Genomic DNA, 17,585 nt, shown 5'->3' with positions numbered 1-17,585 from the left:
ATCGGACGCGGAGTTGCGGAGGCCGCAGCTTCTAAGAACCTGACAGATGAAAAGACGGGGGACCGGTGCTATTCACGTAGAAATCCTGATGGACTTTCTACGTTCAGAGCACCTTGGATTCCTGCTTTGATGCAGGAATCCACCCCCGTCTTTTCATCTGCCAGATCCTAAGAAGCTGCGGCCTCCTCCACTATGCGTCCAATCCACAGCCGCCCTGGGGCGTGTTTGCAAATTCATTCCCGCCATCTGCACGCCCCACTTCGCGGTATATTTAGTCCCAATTCGGTCAACGTAGCCCGCTACGCCTCCCTCATCGGGACTAAATCTCCCACAAAGTGGGACGCACAGCTGACGGAAAGCAATTTTCAAACACGCCCTAAGGAACCCTCCCGCCCCGCACAGGACAAGCCCCGCCCGGCTTCCCGGACTGTGTACTCCGGCCATGAAGGAAAGGATGGGGGATTCGCGGTGGGGGTTTTGTTGGCTGGAGGAGGATTTTTGATAAATGTTCTTTTGTGTAGTTAAAAACTGTCAAATGGATTTTGGGAGGATAAATTATACGACTCTTGTGCGGGAATGTTTTTTTTAGTATAATAATAGATAGATACTGATGTTGGAAAAAGGAGTGTGCTTGAAGGCTTGACTTCAAACATGCCCGATGCAGAAGGGGGCGTTTTTATGGATGTTAAGTATACAAAGATTCAGACAGCGGGATGTAATGCGCCGCTGAAGATTACACCCGGTCATTTTGCAACCAATCATGCCCATATCAATTATTATCTTGATATGACCACCCTGAAGACCAGGCTTAGTGAAGCAAGGGAGATTGCAAAGAGCCTGGTGGGGATGTTCCTCTATGATACGGTGGTGGATACTATCGTGTGCCTGGAGGGAACCCAGGTCATTGGGGCGTTCCTGGCGGATGAGCTGACCAGCGCGGGCGTCCTTTCCATGAATGCACATAAGACCATGTACATAGTGACCCCGGAGTATAATAGCAACAGCCAGATGATTTTTAAGGAGAATAACCTTCCTATGATCAGGGATAAGAACGTCCTTATCATGACGGCGTCTGTTACCACGGGACTGGCCCTTAATAAGGGGATTGAGGCCATTCAGTATTATGGCGGCATCCTGAGAGGGGTTACTGCCATATTCAGCGCTGTGGATGAGGTGAATGGGTATCGGATTACTTCTATTTTTGGTAAGAAGGATGTGCCAGATTACGCATATTATGATTATAGGGACTGCCCTTTGTGCAGGGAGAAGCGTAAGCTGGATGCACTGGTGAATGCTTATGGATTCACACAGCTGTGATGGCTGGATGATGGAAGTGGATGCAGGTATGGTGTACGGCTGGCAGCCGATGCCATACCTGCTTCTGTTTTATGTATAGATGCATTGGCAATGCCCATACAGACGGGTATATCTTGCCATGATTTTTTCGAATGCGGCTGCATCCACGGGCTGTTTTTCTTTGTAAATATCCCAACCGCGCAGGATGATCCTGTCCGGCATGGGGATGAGTCCGGTTATGCCATCCCAGTAGGCCTCCCAGTTCATTCCGTAAAAGTCCGGCATGTTTAGCCTGCTTTTGATGATTGCCTGTAGTTCTTTGGGGGTGTTTATGAGGGTTACATTGATTTCGATTGCGTTCAGCTCCCGTTTTTTATAACAGAGAAGATGTCCGTCCATATCCAGCTGGTGGTGGTTTCCATCCCAGTCCGTAAAGGAAATCTGCTTATCATCTATGTTAAGGTGGTAATCCGGGTTGATCAGGATGTCCGTGGTTGAATAGGTCCAGACTTCACGGAATGCTTCGTCCAGCATCTTTACTTCTAATTCCCCGTAGATGATATAGTTGTTTCCAACAGGATAGATGGAATAGTAGGTCCCGAAATTGTTTTTTATCCGGTGGATATCATGACTTCCAGGGTCCATGGCACTCTTTAGTGATAATACCACGATGACGGCATCCAGCAGTATGATAAGCGTATCGTTCCGTAAGATAACGGAATCCTTTCCCACATTGGAACAGTAGTCCCCTACCAGGATGATTGTTACAGTCCCGCCATCTGAAAAATCTTCGACCGCGATGGAATGACAGGAATAATGCCCTCCGTCATGGATGGTTGATATTGCCCGGATTTCCATGTCATATGGCTTATTGTCAACGGAATCCGGTGTATAGGCCATATCCCTGGAAACCGTTATATTAAACTTTTCGTTGAAGATATTTATATCCATACCTTTTACCTCCCCGCAGGTGTGATTTGGCTGGTTTAATCCTGTCTTTCTGACAGGAAACCTATGATTCCTGGGACGGATTTAGATGGGGTGCGGTATAGGGGATATCCATGGGTGTATAAGGACATAAGCGGGCAGGGATATAAATGTATATGGATGATTGTAAATCAGGATGTCCACACACAAGGACAAGGGAGGGGATGGTCTGGATTGGTTCCCATTGTCCAATCCAGGCCATCCTCCTCCCTTGTGTTTTATCGTCTGCTTTTATACAGCCCAGGTTTCCCTTGCAATCTGAAGCGGTGTTTAATTCTTTTTCTTTCCCAGATATGCCGCCTTTACCGACTCGTCTGCCAGCAGCTCCCTGCCGGTGCCGGTCAGGGCAATGCGTCCTGTTTCCAGTACATACCCCTGGTCGGCAATCCTCAGGGCCATGTTGGCGTTCTGCTCGATTAAGAGGATGGTCACGCCCTGCTTGTTTATCTCCTTGATGATGCTGAATATGTCCTTGACAATCAGGGGAGCCAGACCGAGGGACGGCTCATCCATCATCATCAGCTTGGGACGGCTCATGAGGGCCCTTGCAACGGCCAGCATCTGCTGCTCGCCGCCGGAAAGGGTGCCGGCCAGCTGCCAGCTTCTTTCCTTTAAACGGGGAAACAGGTCGTAGACCCAGTTGATATTGTCCTCCAGGGAATCGCTTCTTAAGTAGGCCCCAATCTTGATGTTCTCTATTACCGTCATGTCGGGGAATACCCGGCGGCCTTCCGGTACCAGGGTAATGCCCTTTGCCACGATATCCGGCGTGTCCATGCCCAGAAGCTCCGCGCCGTCAAACTGGATGGAACCGCCGGAGGCCTTGACCAGTCCTGTGATGGAACGCAGGGTGGTGCTTTTTCCCGCGCCGTTGGCGCCAATCAGGGTGACAATGGATTTTTCCGGGACCTCGAAGCTGATGCCTTTTACGGCTTCAATCCCCCCATAGTTTACCCTCAGATCTTTAATCGTTAACATCGTCACTCACCCCCAGATATGCTTCAATTACTTTTGGATTGTTCTGTACCTCATCCGGCGTGCCATGGGCTATGAGCTTGCCGAAATCCAGCACATAGATGCGGTCGGATATCTGCATGACCAGGTCCATATGGTGCTCAATCATGAATATGGTCAGATGGTAGTCATCCCGGATCTGCCTGATGAAATCGGTCAGGTCCTGTGTCTCCTGGGGATTCATACCCGCGGCAGGCTCGTCAAGAAGGAGCAGGCTGGGGTTGGTGGCCAGCGCGCGTGCAATCTCCAGACGGCGCTGCAGGCCGTAGGGCAGGGAGGAGGCAATCTCATCCTTAAGGTGTGCCAGGCCCTGCATTTTAAGAAGCTCCATGGATTCATCCCGCATCCGCTTTTCCTCTGCATGGTTTAAACGCAGGGTGGCGGAGAATACGTTCTGTTTGGCGCGCATGTGCTTTGCAATCAGTACATTGTCAAATACGGTCAGGTTGCCGAAGAGACGGATGTTCTGGAATGTCCTGGCAATCCCAAGCTTTGTCACTTCATCCGGCGTCTTGCGCACGGGCGTAAGCTCCTTTGGCGCCACGTCCCCGGCGTAGAGACGGCGCATCTTGCCCTGAGGCGTGTCGGCCAGGATCATTTCCCCGTTAAAGGAAACAGAGCCGTAGGTGGGCTGGTAGATGCCTGTCACACAGTTGAAGGCAGTGGTCTTGCCGGCGCCGTTGGGTCCGATGAGGGCCACGATTTCGCGTTCATTTACATCTAAGGATAATCCGTTGACAGCTACCACGCCGCCGAACTGCATGGTTACGTTGTCCATGTGAAGTACGTTTTTCATGTTATCCATTACTTGGCACCTCCTTTTTTGGAGGCGGCTTTCTTACCGCGGCCTTTCTTCAGCCTGTCGGGTATGCCGCGTATGAGCCGGGACAGTCCGTCCCAGGAAAACTCGTTGTTGCCCATGATCCCGCGGCGGTAGAACAGCACCACTACCATCAAAAGGATGGAGAAGATGACCATGCGGAAACCGGAACGGAACAGCGGGATATGCACCCCTGCAATGGTTAACGGGTCATCAAAGAACCGCAGCAGTTCACGTCCCGAGGTTACCAGGAACGCGCCCAGGACGCTTCCCGTGACGCTTCCGATACCGCCCAGGACCACAATCAGAAGAAGGTCGTAGGTAAGCGCCACCTGGAAGGTCTTGGAATCGATGGAGCGCATGAACATGGCCAGCATCCCGCCCCCAACCCCGGTGAAGAAAGAGGAGATGACAAAGGAAAGCTCCTTGTAGCGGAACAGGTTAAGTCCCATGGACTGGGCTGCAATCTCATCCTCGCGGATGGCCTTAAAGACACGGCCGTAGGAGGAGTTGATTAACAGTACCATGAGCGCGATGCAGAGGGCTGCCAGACCGAATACAGCAAAGATATTGGGGAAGCCGGGGATGCTCTTCAGACCGTAGGAACCGTTGGTGACAGTGTCAAACATGGGCGCTGCGATGAAGGCGCGGATGATTTCTGAAAAGCCAAGGGTTGCAATGGCCAGGTAATCGCTCTTAAGGCGCAGCACCGGGATGCCGATAAGGGCGGCCAGGGCAGCGGCGGCAAGCCCGCCAAGGAGCAGGGCCACGGGGATGGGAAGCGCTACATTGGCAATCACGGGTGAGATCCCGCTCACATAGTATACGCTGGCACGGGAGCCTACAGGGATGGTGAATATGGCCACGACATAGGCCCCGATTGCCATGAAGCCTGCCTGCCCAAGGGAGAACAGCCCGGTAAAGCCGGTGAGCAGGTTCATGGAAACAGCCACCACCGCATAGATGGCGCTCCGCTCCAGGATGGATATCTGATAACTGTATTCTGCCGTGTCAGACTGCAGGAATGCCAGGATTCCAATGAGCACGGCCAGGGCAATGATGGTATAAACCTTGTTTTTGTTCTTTGTCATATTCTTCATGTCCGCCACCTCACACTTTATCGGTTGTCTTCTCACCAAACAGGCCGGTCGGGCGGATGAGAAGCATAACAATCAACAGGATAAATGTAAATGCGTCACTGAAGGTGGACTGTCCCATGGCAACCAGGGCTGTCTCCCCAAGTCCAAGGATGAAACCACCGATGACAGCGCCGGGAATGCTTCCGATACCGCCGAATACAGCGGCAACAAAGCATTTGAGGCCGGGCAGTGCGCCTGAGAACGGGAATACGGTCATACGGTCCGTGAAATAGAGGATGGAACCGATTCCTGCCAGCAGGGAACCCACTGCAAAGGTGAAGGAGATGGTCTTATTGATCTTGATGCCCATCAGGGACGCGGTTTCGTAATCCTTAGAAACAGCCCTCATTGCCATGCCGATTTTGGTGTGGTTGATCAGGAGTATCAGAAGATATACCAGGACCAGGGTCAGGACTGGCGTGAGGAAGGTTACGAAGGATGCGGAAAGACCGCCTATCTGGTAAATCCTCTTTAAGAAAGGAATCTCAGGATATCCCTTTGGAAGGGCCGTGAACAGATAGGTAGCAAGGTTCTGCAGCAGATACGATACGCCAATGGCTGAAATCATGACGGACATCCTGGGGGAAGAACGCAGGGGACGGTAAGCCACCCGTTCAATGGTAACACCAAGGACAACGGTGACAATCAGGGTAACCGGGATTGCGATGAACCAGGGAAGGCTGGCCATTGCGAAAATCATAAAATAACCTGCCATCATGAATATGTCGCCATGGGCGAAATTAATCAGACGGAGGATGCCGTATACCAGTGTATAGCCGATGGCAATCAGCGCATAGGCGCCGCCAAGGGAGATACCGGTCAGGCACTGCTGTAGAAATGTTGTTAAACTCATAAGAGTCTGCCTCCTGTTTTCTTAATAATTGTATCCTGCAGGGAATGGCATGAGGACATGGTATCCTGCGCATCCGCCATAAGCCGGAGAAAGGCCGCGGGGCAATGGCTGCCGCCTGCGGCCTCTGTGTCATATGTAACTGTCAGATGACCTTACTCTACGGTTGTAGTTGTAAGGAACTGGAACTTGCCATCCTTGATGGTCTTGATGAAGGCGATATCCTTGTTGGCATCACCTGTCTCATTAAAGGTAATGCTTCCGGTCACGCCGTCAATCTGGACGCCCTTCAGCGCATCGCGGATAGCGGTGGTGTCGGTGGAATTAGCTGTCTCGATGGCCTTGATGGCTGCCAGGTAGGAATCATAGCCCAGTGCGGATACGGCCGGGATGATGTCTTCCTGTTTGTTCTTTACCAGATATTCCTTGAAGCCCTTGATGAAGGCGGCTGCCTCGTCATTGGCCGGTTCAGCCTCGTCAAAGAAGGTGGAAAGCACAACGCCCTCGGCATCCTTGCCCGCGTTCTCGATGATGGTGGAGTTCTCCCATGTATCGCCTGCAGCGATGGTTGCCGTAATGCCAAGCTCCCTGGCCTGCTTGATGATAAGCGGTGCAGTGGTGATGGAGGATGGCGCGAAGATGATGTCAGGGTTGGCTGCCTTGATATTGGTCAGGATTGCCTTGAAATCAGTCTGGTTGGTCTGGAACTGCTCCTCGCTTACGATTTCCCCGCCTAATTTGGCGAATGCATCCTTAAAGAAGGAACCAAGGCCTGAGGAGTAGTCATCGCCCAGCTGTGTGATCACAGCAGCGCTCTTTGCTCCGTTCTGGAATGCGTAGTTAGCCATTACCGTGCCCTGGAACGGGTCGATGAAGCAGACACGGAAGTAAAAATCATTGCCCTCCGTTACCTGCGGGTTGGTACAGGAACAGCCGATGGCAGGAATCTTGGCGTCTGCGAATATCTGTCCGGCTGCAATGGATACGCCTGAGCCGTAGCTTCCAAGGACCACGCTTACCTTCTCGCTTACCAGCTTCTGTGCTGCGTTGACAGCCTCTGTCTTATCGGACTTGTTGTCAACCTCCACCAGCTCTACTTTGTATTCCTCGCCATTGATTGTTACGGTTGGGTGCATCTCCTTTGCATAACGGATACCCAGTACTTCCTGGAATCCGCCGCCGCCGTTCTCACCTGTGGTCGGTTCAAACACGCCGATCTTGATGACTTTTTCTTCTGCTTTCTTGCCGCATCCTGCAAGGGAACCTGCAACAAGACACGCGGCCATGGTTACGGCCATGATTTTCCTGATTCTCATACTACAATCCTCCTCATTTCATGAATGATCCATTGATTCCAAATCCCCTGCGCAAGGTGTGTTCATCTGGCAAAGACAACTGTCCTCAATGGGAAAACAATGAGTATATTATATCAGATATTACGAAAATTTCAAGAAAAAATCAGAAATACTTTAATTTTTACTGTTTTTTAACCGGACAGAGCGTTTGGGCAGTTCTTTATAGTGCTGTTTATAAGCCCTGAGAAAGGTGGAATAGTTCTGGAACCCGGACGAAAAGCAGCTTTCGGTCGCACTTTTTCCCTGGGCAAGCAGGTCGCGGGCCCGTAACAGCCGCTTTTCTGTGATATAGTTTCCGATGGTATAGCCGGTTTCCTCCTTGAACATGCGCATCATGTGGTAGGGGCTGAGACAGCAGCTGTCAGAAAGGGTACGGATACTCAGGTCCCCGGACAGGTGCTCATTAATATAGGATATAAGTCCTGACACATGGTAGTTTAAAGTGCCGGTGGGGATGTACTGGGCGTTGGCGTCCATGGATGCCCGCCCCAGTTCCACCAGGAATTCGAGGCATAGCAGGCGGCAGTACAGCGGTCCTGCAAATTCTTCTTCCTGCCAGTTCTGGGCCCGCTCCAGCCTGCGAAGGAGGGACAGCATGGGATGGCGGGTATCCTCCTTTAAGCGCAGCACATTGGAATGGCGGTAGGCCGCGGTGGAAAAGCAGCTGTCCAGGGAAGAGCCATTTTCACCGTACCGCTCCAGAAAGTCCGGGGACAGGTACAGGACCAGGCGCTCATAGGGAGATGTAAAATCCACCTGGGGCCGGTGGATCTGTCCGCGGTCCACCAACACAATGTCCCCGGGACAGAGGGAATAGGAACGGCCTTCTATTGTATAAGTTACATTTCCTTCCAGATGTACCAGGATCTTGAGGAAATCATGATAGTGGAAATCGTAGGTGCGCTGCAGTTTATCCTTAATGTGGAACAGACGGAAGTCGCCTTCCAGATATCCCTGCTTCTGGGTGGCAGGGGAGCCGTCGCTTATATACATGGATCATTCCTCCTTACAGGAACAGTATATACGAATGACAGCATTATTTGCAATATAAAACAGCATCATATCTATATTTTTATGATAAAATGCCTGATAAAATATAAATCAGGATGTAAATTGGAATGCCTGGAAAATATGGAGGATATGGATATGAGGCTTATAGTGGAGAAATATCATGGACTGGGAAACGATTATCTGGTTTATGACCCTAATAAAAATGAAATGAAACTGAACCCGTCCAACGTGCAGCTGATGTGCAACCGGAATTTCGGCGTTGGGGCGGACGGCGTGCTGGAAGGGCCTGTAATCAGTGAGGACAGGATTTCCATGGTGGTGTGGAATCCGGACGGAAGCATTGCGGAGAAAAGCGGCAATGGGGTCAGGATATTTGCCAAATACCTGAAGGACGCGGGATATGTGCAGAAAAAGGATTTTACCATCTATTCCAGCGGAGGCGAGGCGGCAATCCACTACCTGAACGAGGAAGGGACACGGCTGAAGGCGTCCATGGGCAGGGCCTCCTTCTGGAGCAGCGACGTGCCGGTGGAAGGCCCGCGCAGGGAAATCATCAATGAGACAATGGTATTCGGACGGATTCCATATCCCGTGACCTGCCTGTCCGTGGGCAATCCCCACTGTGTCATCCTTATGGATGAGATATCTAAGGACCTGGTGTGCAGGATTGGGAAATATTCAGAGGGCGCAAGGCAGTTCCCGGAGAAAATCAATACGCAGATCATGAAGGTGCTTGACAGGACCCATATCCAGACCGAGGTTTACGAGCGGGGCGCAGGATATACCCTGGCCTCGGGCAGCGGATGCTGCGCGGCAGCGGCAGCGGCTTACCGTCTGGGACTGACAGACCCCAAGATGGTGGTCCAGATGCCCGGCGGAACATTGGAGATTGAGATTGACGAGGACGGCGTTGTGCACATGACCGGGGATGTGGGGTATGTGGGCACCATGAAATTAGGTAATCATTTCACAGAACAACTTCGCGCTTTAAAGTGATATTGGTGAAAAACACGAAATCGTCAATTCACATTGACAAATAAAAAATCTGTTGCTATATTTTTGTGTAGAGCGAGGCGGGAGCGTCCCAGGGCGTCCCCGCCTTTCCTGTTTCACGGATCCACATGGTTGGTATTGCAGTTTGCAAGAGAGGGAGAATAGAGATGAGCAAATACAGTAAGGACGACATTATCCGCATGGTGGAGGAAGAGGATGTGGAGTTCATCCGTCTTCAGTTCACGGATATTTTTGGTATGCTTAAGAATGTGGCCATTACCTCCAGCCAGCTTGGGAAGGCGCTGGATAACCGCTGCATGTTTGACGGCTCCGCCATTGAGGGATTTGTAAGGATTGACGAGTCCGACATGTACCTGTACCCGGACCTGGATACCTTTGAGATATTCCCGTGGAGGCCCCAGCAGGGCAAGGTGGCAAGGCTGGTCTGCGATGTGTATAATCCGGACGGGACCGCATTTACGGGGGATCCCAGGAATGTGCTGAAGCGGGCGGTTAAGAAGGCCGCCGGCATGGGCTATGTGTTCAATGCGGGACCTGAGTGCGAGTTCTTCCTTTTCCACACGGACGAGGAGGGAAGGCCCACCACCAATACCCATGAGACGGCCGGGTATTTTGACGTATCCCCCATTGACCTGGCTGAGAATGTCCGCCGGGACATCGTGCTTAACCTGGAAGAGATGGGATTTGAGATTGAGGCCAGCCACCATGAGATTGCCCCGGCCCAGCATGAGATTGATTTCCAGTACACGGATGCCCTGAGGGCGGCGGATAACATCATAACCTTCAAGATGGCGGCCAAGACAATTGCCAAGCGCCATGGCCTTCATGCCACCTTCATGCCAAAGCCGAAGGAAGGAATCAACGGTTCGGGCATGCATATCAATATGTCCCTGTCGGACGGGAACGGGAAGAACCTGTTTGCAGACGACTCGGACCCCCTGAAGCTGAGCCGCACGGCCTACTATTTCATGGCGGGCATCCTGCACCATATGAAGCCCATGACCATCCTTACCAACCCGCTTGTGAATTCCTACAAGCGCCTGATACCGGGGTATGACGCGCCCATCTATATCGCCTGGTCGTCCACCTCCAACCGCAGTTCCCTTATCCGCATCCCTTCACCCAGAGGGGAAAGCACCAGGATTGAACTGCGCTGCCCGGATTCAGCCATGAACCCATACCTGGCCCTGGCGGCATGCCTGAGGGCCGGCCTGGACGGGATTGAGAAGCAGATGGAACTTCCGGAGTGCGTGGAAGGTAACATGTTCACCATGGCGCCGGAGGAGATGAAGTCCAGGAATGTGGAGCGCATACCGGAGACGCTGGGGGATGCCATTGAGGCGTTTGACGGGGACTGGTTCATGAAGGATGTCCTGGGGGACCATATCTATACCAAGTATCTGGAAGCAAAGGAAAAGGAGTGGCGCGATTTCAGGGCTCAGGTCACTGACTGGGAAGTAAGCGAATATCTTTATAAATATTGACGCCGGTACCGCAATGAGGTTCCGGTCCCAATGCTTGCTTGGAGGTGAGGCATGTGACTAACATTATCGTAGCGTTCTCCAAACCGGAGGATGGAAAGAATATAAAAGGGATTCTGGTGCGTAACGGCTATCAGGTGGTCGCTGTCTGTACATCCGGTTCACAGGCGCTGTCGGCGGCGGAAGGGGTGGGCAGCGGCATCGTGGTGAGCGGCTACCGGTTTGAGGATATGCTGTACGATGAGCTGCGCCAGTATCTGCCGGCAGCATTTGACATGCTTCTCATCTCCTCTCCCAGCCGGTGGGGAGGCCAGGCCCCGGGCAATGTAATCTGCCTTCCCATGCCCCTGAAGGTCCATGACCTTATAAGCACCCTGGAAATGATGGTGCAGGCCCAGGTCCGTTTCCGCCGGAAGATGAAAAACCGGCCCAGGGAGCGGAGCGGCGAGGAACGCAGGCTGATTGACGAGGCAAAGGCGCTGTTGATGGAGCGCAACAATATGACGGAATCAGAGGCTCACAGGTACATCCAGAAGTGCAGTATGGACAGCGGCACCAACCTGGTGGAAACAGCCCAGATGGTTATCAGTTTAATTCATGTGTGAGGTGTGGGAATGAAGTTTACAAAGATGCAGGGGATTGGCAACGATTATGTGTATGTGGACTGTTTTAAGGAACAGGTAAAGGAGCCGGGAAAGGTATCCAGGTTCATAAGCGACCGTCACTTCGGGATCGGGGCGGACGGCCTTATCCTTATCTGCCCGTCCGGGAAGGCGGACTGCAGGATGGAGATGTACAATGCGGACGGTTCCCAGGGAACCATGTGCGGCAACGGGGTGCGGTGTGTGGGGAAGTACGCCTACGACCACGGCCTGGTGCCGGCTGACAGGAGGACCATGACCGTAGAGACGCTGGGCGGGATCAAGACCCTTGAACTGGAGGTGAAGGACGGGAAGGCCATGTCAATCACCGTGGATATGGGAGAGGGGACCCTGACTTCAGACCTTCCTGAGGACATACAGGTGGATGGGAAGGATTACAGGTTTGTGGGCATCGATGTGGGCAATCCCCATGCGGTGTACTATATGGACGGCATTGACAGGCTGGATTTGGAGAAAATCGGCCCTGCCTTTGAATACCATGAGCGGTTTGCGCCGGACCGGGTGAACACGGAGTTCATAGAAGTGGTGGACCGGAAGCATCTCAACATGAGGGTCTGGGAGCGGGGCAGCGGGGAAACCTGGGCCTGCGGCACAGGCGCCACGGCCAGCGTGCTGGCATCCATCCTCATGGGGTATGTGGATGATGAGGCGGAGGTTTCCCTGCGTGGCGGAAAGCTTATGATACGCCTGGACCGCGCCACTGGCCGTCTTTTCATGACAGGCCCTGCGGTGGAAGTATTTAACGGAAGTATTGACATACCGCAGGAAATATATTATGATTGACAAGATGACTTTAATCAGTTAACACTTTAAACTATATGTAATCAATACACTCTCAGGGACCACGGGCACGAAGATGTGCGGTTTGTCTCTGTACAGGCCCTGTGATGGTGGTTATTTGCTGTCCTTTCAGTCCTGTACGGAGCCGGACGGGTTTCCTGGGAGCGTTTACGTTTATGGGAGACACGCCTTAGCACCGGGCACTGGTTCCGGGGAGGCGGGGCAAGGTATCTTCCGGAAAGGACAGGAGGAACACACATGTTCAAGATTAATGAGAATTATTTGAAACTGCCTGGCAGTTATCTCTTTTCAACCATTGGGAAAAAGGTGGCGGCGTATCAGCAGGCCAACCCTGACAAGGCGGTCATCCGCCTGGGAATCGGCGATGTGACCCTGCCCATTGCCCCGGCGGTGGTGGAGGCCATCCACAGGGCGGCAGAGGAGATGGGACGCGCGGAGACATTCCACGGCTATGCACCGGATCTGGGGTATCCCTTCCTTCGGGAGGCCATTGTGGAAAAAGACTACAGGGCCTGGGGCTGTCCGGTGGAGGCAGATGAGATATTTGTTTCTGACGGGGCCAAAAGCGACTGCGGCAACATCCAGGAGATATTCAGCGGGGACAGCAGGATTGCGGTGTGCGACCCGGTGTATCCGGTGTATGTGGATTCCAATGTGATGGCCGGGCGCACCGGTGAATATGATGAAGGCACCGGGATGTGGAGTGATGTCATATACATGCCCTGTACGGAGGAGAATGGATTTTCCCCGGAGCTTCCAAAGGAGACGCCGGATTTGATTTACCTGTGCAACCCCAACAACCCCACAGGGACAACCCTTGACAGGTCACAGCTTAAGGTGTGGGTGGATTATGCCAACCGGGCAGGGGCCGTCATCCTTTATGATGCCGCCTATGAGGCGTATATCTCAGAATCCGGCGTCCCCCACAGTATCTTCGAGATAGAAGGGGCCAGGACCTGTGCCATTGAGTTCCGTTCATTTTCAAAAAAGGCTGGTTTTACCGGCGTCCGTCTGGGCTTTACCGTGGTGCCGAAGGACCTGAAATGCGGGGATGTGTCCCTACATTCCCTGTGGGCCCGCCGCCATGGGACCAAGTTCAACGGAGCGCCCTATATTGAACAGAGGGCGGGAGAGGCAGTGTATTCAGAGGAGGGAAACCGGCAGGTCATGGAGCAGGTTGCCTATTACATGAGGAATGCAAGGACCATCCATGAAGGGCTTAAGGAGGCAGGGTACAGCGTGTACGGAGGCGTGAACTCCCCTTACATCTGGCTTAAGACGGAAAATGGCATGACCAGCTGGGAATTTTTCGATTATCTCCTGGAACAGGCCAATGTGGTGGGAACCCCTGGCAGCGGCTTTGGACCCAGCGGCGAGGGATATTTCCGTCTTACGGCATTTGGAACTTATGAAAATACAGTAAAGGCAGTGGAGAGGTTAAAGGCCCTCAGACAATAACGCTGCCAAGGGAGGAACATAAGAGTATGGATGATATCGACCGCAAGATACTTAAGCTTCTGCAGGCCAATGCAAGGATGTCCCTTAAGACCATTGCAGAGAACACCTTCCTTTCCTCGCCGGCCGTGTCCGCCAGGATTGAGCGGCTGGAGAAGGAAGGAATCATAACCGGCTACCATGCCATGGTGGACCCCATGAAGCTGGGGTACCACATCCTGGCTTTCATCAACCTGGACGTGGTGCCGGAAGATAAGCCCAAATTTTACGCGTATGCGAAGGAAGTGCCCAATGTTTTGGAGTGCAGCTGCGTTACAGGGGATTTTTCCATGCTGATGAAAGTGGCGTTCCAGAGCACCATGGAGCTTGATATGTTCATCGGACAGCTTCAGAAGTTCGGTAAGACGAGCACACAGATTGTATTTTCCACCCATGTGGGTCCCAGGGGAGTGGATGTGGACGAAATTTAGTGTCAACATTTGTCTCACTTTCACATATGGTATAGTGTAGAGTCATATGTGAAGGAGAGTCTGATATGGCAGACATTAAGAGAGTGATTATCGATGCCGGCCACGGCGGTGAAGAACCCGGCGCCATGTTTAACGGGCGGCGGGAAAAAGACGACGCCCTGCGGCTGGCTCTTGCAATAGGGCAGATATTAGAGAATAACGGGGTGGACGTGGTTTATACAAGGACCACGGACGTGTTTGACACGCCCCTTGAAAAAGCGCAGATTGCCAACCGTTCCGGCGCTGATTATTTTGTGTCCATCCACCGCAACGCAATGCCTGTGCCCGGCACGGGAAGCGGGGCAACGGTCCTTGTATATGAGAACGCAGGGGTCCCGGCCATGCTGGCGGAAAATATCCAGCGCAACCTGGTTCAGACCGGCTTTAACGACCTGGGAATCCAGGAGCGTCCGGGCCTGATCGTGCTCAGGCGGACCCAGATGCCGGCCGTGCTGGTGGAGGCGGGATTTATCGATAATCCGGAGGACAACAGATTCTTTGATGAGAATTTTGACGCCATTGCCCAGGCAATTGCGGACGGCATCCTGGAGACCATACGCCAGCAGGAGGAGCAGCGGCCGGAATATTATCAGGTCCAGGTGGGCGCGTTCCGCACCAGGATGCCTGCGGACCGTCTGGTAAATGAACTCCAGGCCAAGGGACTGCCAGCGTTCGTGGTGTATGATGACGGCCTTTATAAGGTCAGGGTGGGCGCGTTCCTCAACATGGATTATGCGGTGCGCATGGAGCGGACCCTCCGTAACCTGGGGTATCCTACGGTGCTTGTGAGGGAGCGGGCTATTTATTGATTGGCTTGTAAGGGAGCGGGCTATTGATTGAATTGTATGGAATGGCAGATGCTGCCGTGAAATGTCTGTATGGCATTTTGCGGCAGCATTTTTTGTAACTGTTTTGTCATGTATGTGCTATAATTTAGTAAAATGATGTGTGTAAGGAGGAAGGTCCATGGGGGACGAGGGAAGGGTAAAGGATGGAAAAAAACGTTTTTTGACCATTAAAAAGGAAATATTCCTGCTCAGTTTTATTTCCCTGTCCATTGTATCGCTGATTTTTGCCTGTGTATTCCTGCGGATCCTGTACACAGCCAATGTGGACAATGCAAGGAATTCCCTGAGGGAATGCAACAGCCAGATTGTCACCTACACGGAAAGCATGTTCCATGAAAATGCAGCCGTGGTGGGTATCCTGTCCAGGGATGACACGGTTATCCACGGAGGATATGGGAATCCCCAGGCGGTTCTGGACATTTACGGCGCAATCCAGGCGGACAACAGCAATATTACCTACATATATTCGGGATATGAGGACGGAAGCCTGTACATCAGTGATTATGACACGCCTTCCGGCTATTCCCCCATGGACAGGCCCTGGTATGACGCGGCTATGGAAACGGATGGGGTCGCAAGGCTGGCTTACAGTGACGCGGCCACCGGTGAATGGCTGTTCAGCCAGTGTAAGAAGCTGGTGGATCAGGATGGGGAAACCGTGGGCGTTGTGAGCATTGACTGTTCCAATGACAGTATATCCAGGCAGTTAAGCGCCAGATACCAGTATAAGTCCCAGCGCAGCTATATCATGGATATGGATGGAAATGTAATCATCCATCCGGAGGAAAGATATATCGACGATACGCTGATGAACTATATAGACACGTCTGTATGGGAAGCAGTGGTGGAAGGGACCACCAATTACGGTGAATATGAAAAGGACGGGGTCAACGCCATGGCGTACTTTGAACGGATACCGGACACTGGCTTTTTTGTGGCCACCGCCATTGACGCCTCCGAGGTAATCCTTCCGATTGTGCATGGCGTGATACTGTTAGTGGGTCTGGTCGTGTTCATTTCAGTCATCCTTGGATTTGTATTGAGCCGGGTGCTGATATACAGGTTTGCAAGGCCGATCATGGCGCTGCGGGACAGGATTGAAAAGGTAGCGGACGGCTGCCCGGAGGATAATCCTGATCTGGGCTTTACCAATGCGGAGATTAACGGGATTGCTGACAGCATTGAGGTTATTGTCCTGAATATGGGCAAACGGGAGGAGATGCAGAAGGCCGCCGAATACCTGAGTTTCCACGATTCCATGACAGGGATGTATAACAGGCGTTATTTTGCCGAAGAACTGAAGCGCCTTGATACCCCGCGCAATTATCCGCTGTGCGCGGTATGCTGTGATGTGAACGGGCTGAAGCTGGTCAATGACGTGTTTGGCCATGATGTGGGGGACCGGCTGATATGCAGGGTGGCCCGGTGCCTGGAACGCGGTTGCAGGGAGGACGATATCCTGGCGCGGATTGGCGGGGATGAATTTGCCATCCTCATGCCCCGCACCACGGCTGAGGATGCCCGGAAAATCATAAGCCGCATACGTCTGGGGTTTCCCAAGGAGAATATATGCGGGGCAGAGGTTTCGGCTTCCCTGGGCTATGCCGTGAAGGCGGAGGGAACGGAATCCATGGAGGATATCCTGCATAAGGCGGACCGTATGATGTATGAGGAGAAGCTGACGGAGAGCGTACAGATGAAGCGGGACACGGTGGACAATATTATCCGGGCCGCACAGGGGGAGGGCCTGATTACCCGCCTGTCGAGGCCGGAAGAGGAGGTTCTTGGGAAACTGGCAGAAGCCCTGTGCCCGGACTCTGCTGCTTTGTTAAAACAGGGTTACCAGCTTCGCAGGATTGGCATGTGTAGCCTGTTCCGGCCGGGCGGCCCGGATAAGGACGGGATGGACCGGGGACATACGGAACATGCTTACCGTCTCCTGTCTTCCCTGGAGGAATACAGGAATATAGCGGCCTGCCTGCTCCACTATACGGAGCATTGGGACGGCAGCGGATGGCCGGTAGGCCTGGCTGGCAGGGATATTCCCCTGCTCTCCCGTATCATCGCGGCGGCTGACGCATATTTTGCTTCAGGGGAGGATGGAGGTGTGTTTGAGGAGAACGCTTCCTGGTATGATCCGGATATCGTGGGGGTCCTGCTGAGGATTATGGGGGAGCAGGGGCAGTAAGGATAGAGGGAAAGGAAAATCGGCGCCGGTCTGCATGGCCTTGAGGAAAGGATGCAGGCCGGCGTTTTGTTTTATTGGTTCAATCCTTCTAATAATGATTGTGCAATCTGATGATTACAGCCCCCCTGGATGGCGGGATTTAGATAAAAATTGAC

18 protein-coding genes are annotated in these 17,585 nt (G+C 52.7%); 10 read left to right on the top strand and 8 right to left on the bottom strand.

The window, feature by feature from the left end:
• Window positions 1-153: 153 nt before the first annotated feature.
• Complete coding sequence (locus tag LK536_RS43390) at window positions 154-369, bottom strand: DUF6783 domain-containing protein (RefSeq protein WP_329602239.1); 216 nt, start codon at window positions 367-369, stop codon at window positions 154-156.
• Between LK536_RS43390 and LK536_RS43385 the strand changes: the two genes are divergently transcribed.
• Complete coding sequence (locus LK536_RS43385; RefSeq protein WP_329602240.1) at window positions 268-525, top strand: DUF6783 domain-containing protein; 258 nt, start codon at window positions 268-270, stop codon at window positions 523-525. The genes LK536_RS43390 and LK536_RS43385 overlap by 102 nt on opposite strands.
• Before the next feature lie 153 nt (window positions 526-678).
• Window positions 679-1,317: a type I phosphoribosyltransferase gene (locus LK536_RS43380; protein ID WP_025486344.1), complete on the top strand. Its 639-nt coding sequence runs from the start codon at window positions 679-681 to the stop codon at window positions 1,315-1,317.
• A 69-nt stretch (window positions 1,318-1,386) separates the two neighbouring features.
• On the opposite strand, the gene LK536_RS43375 is transcribed toward LK536_RS43380, so the two are convergent.
• From LK536_RS43375 to LK536_RS43345, 7 genes are all read right to left on the bottom strand, one after another.
• A complete protein-coding gene (locus tag LK536_RS43375; RefSeq protein WP_227796117.1) occupies window positions 1,387-2,247 on the bottom strand; it encodes a barstar family protein in 861 nt (286 codons plus the stop codon).
• A 306-nt stretch (window positions 2,248-2,553) separates the two neighbouring features.
• Window positions 2,554-3,261 carry an ABC transporter ATP-binding protein gene (locus tag LK536_RS43370; protein WP_025486348.1) on the bottom strand — a complete coding sequence of 236 codons (708 nt, stop codon included), beginning with the start codon at window positions 3,259-3,261 and terminating at the stop codon, window positions 2,554-2,556.
• Window positions 3,248-4,102, bottom strand: coding sequence for an ABC transporter ATP-binding protein (locus LK536_RS43365; RefSeq protein WP_008718363.1), 855 nt, complete (start codon window positions 4,100-4,102; stop codon window positions 3,248-3,250). The genes LK536_RS43370 and LK536_RS43365 overlap by 14 nt, the downstream gene beginning before the upstream one ends.
• Window positions 4,102-5,217 carry a branched-chain amino acid ABC transporter permease gene (locus LK536_RS43360; protein ID WP_227796118.1) on the bottom strand — a complete coding sequence of 372 codons (1,116 nt, stop codon included), beginning with the start codon at window positions 5,215-5,217 and terminating at the stop codon, window positions 4,102-4,104. Before LK536_RS43360 ends, LK536_RS43365 begins: the two co-directional genes overlap by 1 nt.
• A 10-nt stretch (window positions 5,218-5,227) precedes the next feature.
• Complete coding sequence (locus tag LK536_RS43355) at window positions 5,228-6,109, bottom strand: branched-chain amino acid ABC transporter permease (RefSeq protein ID WP_008718361.1); 882 nt, start codon at window positions 6,107-6,109, stop codon at window positions 5,228-5,230.
• 152 nt (window positions 6,110-6,261) lie between these two features.
• Window positions 6,262-7,422, bottom strand: coding sequence for an ABC transporter substrate-binding protein (locus LK536_RS43350; RefSeq protein WP_008718360.1), 1,161 nt, complete (start codon window positions 7,420-7,422; stop codon window positions 6,262-6,264).
• A 153-nt stretch (window positions 7,423-7,575) separates the two neighbouring features.
• Window positions 7,576-8,454, bottom strand: coding sequence for an AraC family transcriptional regulator (locus tag LK536_RS43345; RefSeq protein ID WP_227796119.1), 879 nt, complete (start codon window positions 8,452-8,454; stop codon window positions 7,576-7,578).
• Between the two features lie 153 nt (window positions 8,455-8,607).
• Here LK536_RS43345 and dapF (LK536_RS43340) point away from each other — a divergent pair, with 153 nt between their 5' ends.
• The 8 genes from dapF (LK536_RS43340) (at window position 8,608) to LK536_RS43305 (ending at window position 17,430) form a co-directional block, all read left to right on the top strand.
• Entirely contained in the window at window positions 8,608-9,468 is an 861-nt protein-coding gene (gene dapF / locus LK536_RS43340; protein WP_008718358.1) for a diaminopimelate epimerase, read from the top strand.
• Window positions 9,469-9,632: 164 nt separating this feature from the next.
• Window positions 9,633-10,970, top strand: coding sequence for a type I glutamate--ammonia ligase (gene glnA, locus LK536_RS43335; protein WP_227796120.1), 1,338 nt, complete (start codon window positions 9,633-9,635; stop codon window positions 10,968-10,970).
• A 53-nt stretch (window positions 10,971-11,023) separates the two neighbouring features.
• Window positions 11,024-11,572, top strand: a complete 549-nt coding sequence (locus LK536_RS43330; protein ID WP_008718354.1) for an ANTAR domain-containing response regulator — start codon at window positions 11,024-11,026, stop codon at window positions 11,570-11,572.
• Between the two features lie 9 nt (window positions 11,573-11,581).
• On the top strand, window positions 11,582-12,412 hold the full coding sequence (gene dapF / locus LK536_RS43325) for a diaminopimelate epimerase (RefSeq protein WP_227796121.1): 831 nt from the start codon (window positions 11,582-11,584) through the stop codon (window positions 12,410-12,412).
• Between the two features lie 255 nt (window positions 12,413-12,667).
• Window positions 12,668-13,888 (top strand): LL-diaminopimelate aminotransferase, encoded by a 1,221-nt coding sequence (locus LK536_RS43320; protein ID WP_227796122.1) that lies wholly within the window; start codon window positions 12,668-12,670, stop codon window positions 13,886-13,888.
• Between the two features lie 26 nt (window positions 13,889-13,914).
• The gene (locus tag LK536_RS43315) at window positions 13,915-14,355 is read left to right on the top strand and encodes an Lrp/AsnC family transcriptional regulator (RefSeq protein WP_008718351.1); all 441 of its coding nucleotides are present in this window, start codon (window positions 13,915-13,917) and stop codon (window positions 14,353-14,355) included.
• A gap of 65 nt (window positions 14,356-14,420) precedes the next feature.
• Window positions 14,421-15,203: an N-acetylmuramoyl-L-alanine amidase gene (locus LK536_RS43310; RefSeq protein ID WP_025486355.1), complete on the top strand. Its 783-nt coding sequence runs from the start codon at window positions 14,421-14,423 to the stop codon at window positions 15,201-15,203.
• 157 nt (window positions 15,204-15,360) lie between these two features.
• Entirely contained in the window at window positions 15,361-17,430 is a 2,070-nt protein-coding gene (locus LK536_RS43305; RefSeq protein ID WP_227796123.1) for a diguanylate cyclase, read from the top strand.
• The last annotated feature ends 155 nt before the right edge of the window (window positions 17,431-17,585 follow it).

Source organism: Clostridium pacaense, assembly GCF_020709765.2.
Lineage (GTDB): Bacteria > Bacillota > Clostridia > Lachnospirales > Lachnospiraceae > Enterocloster > Enterocloster hominis.
This window is presented reverse-complemented; position numbering and strand designations above follow the sequence as displayed.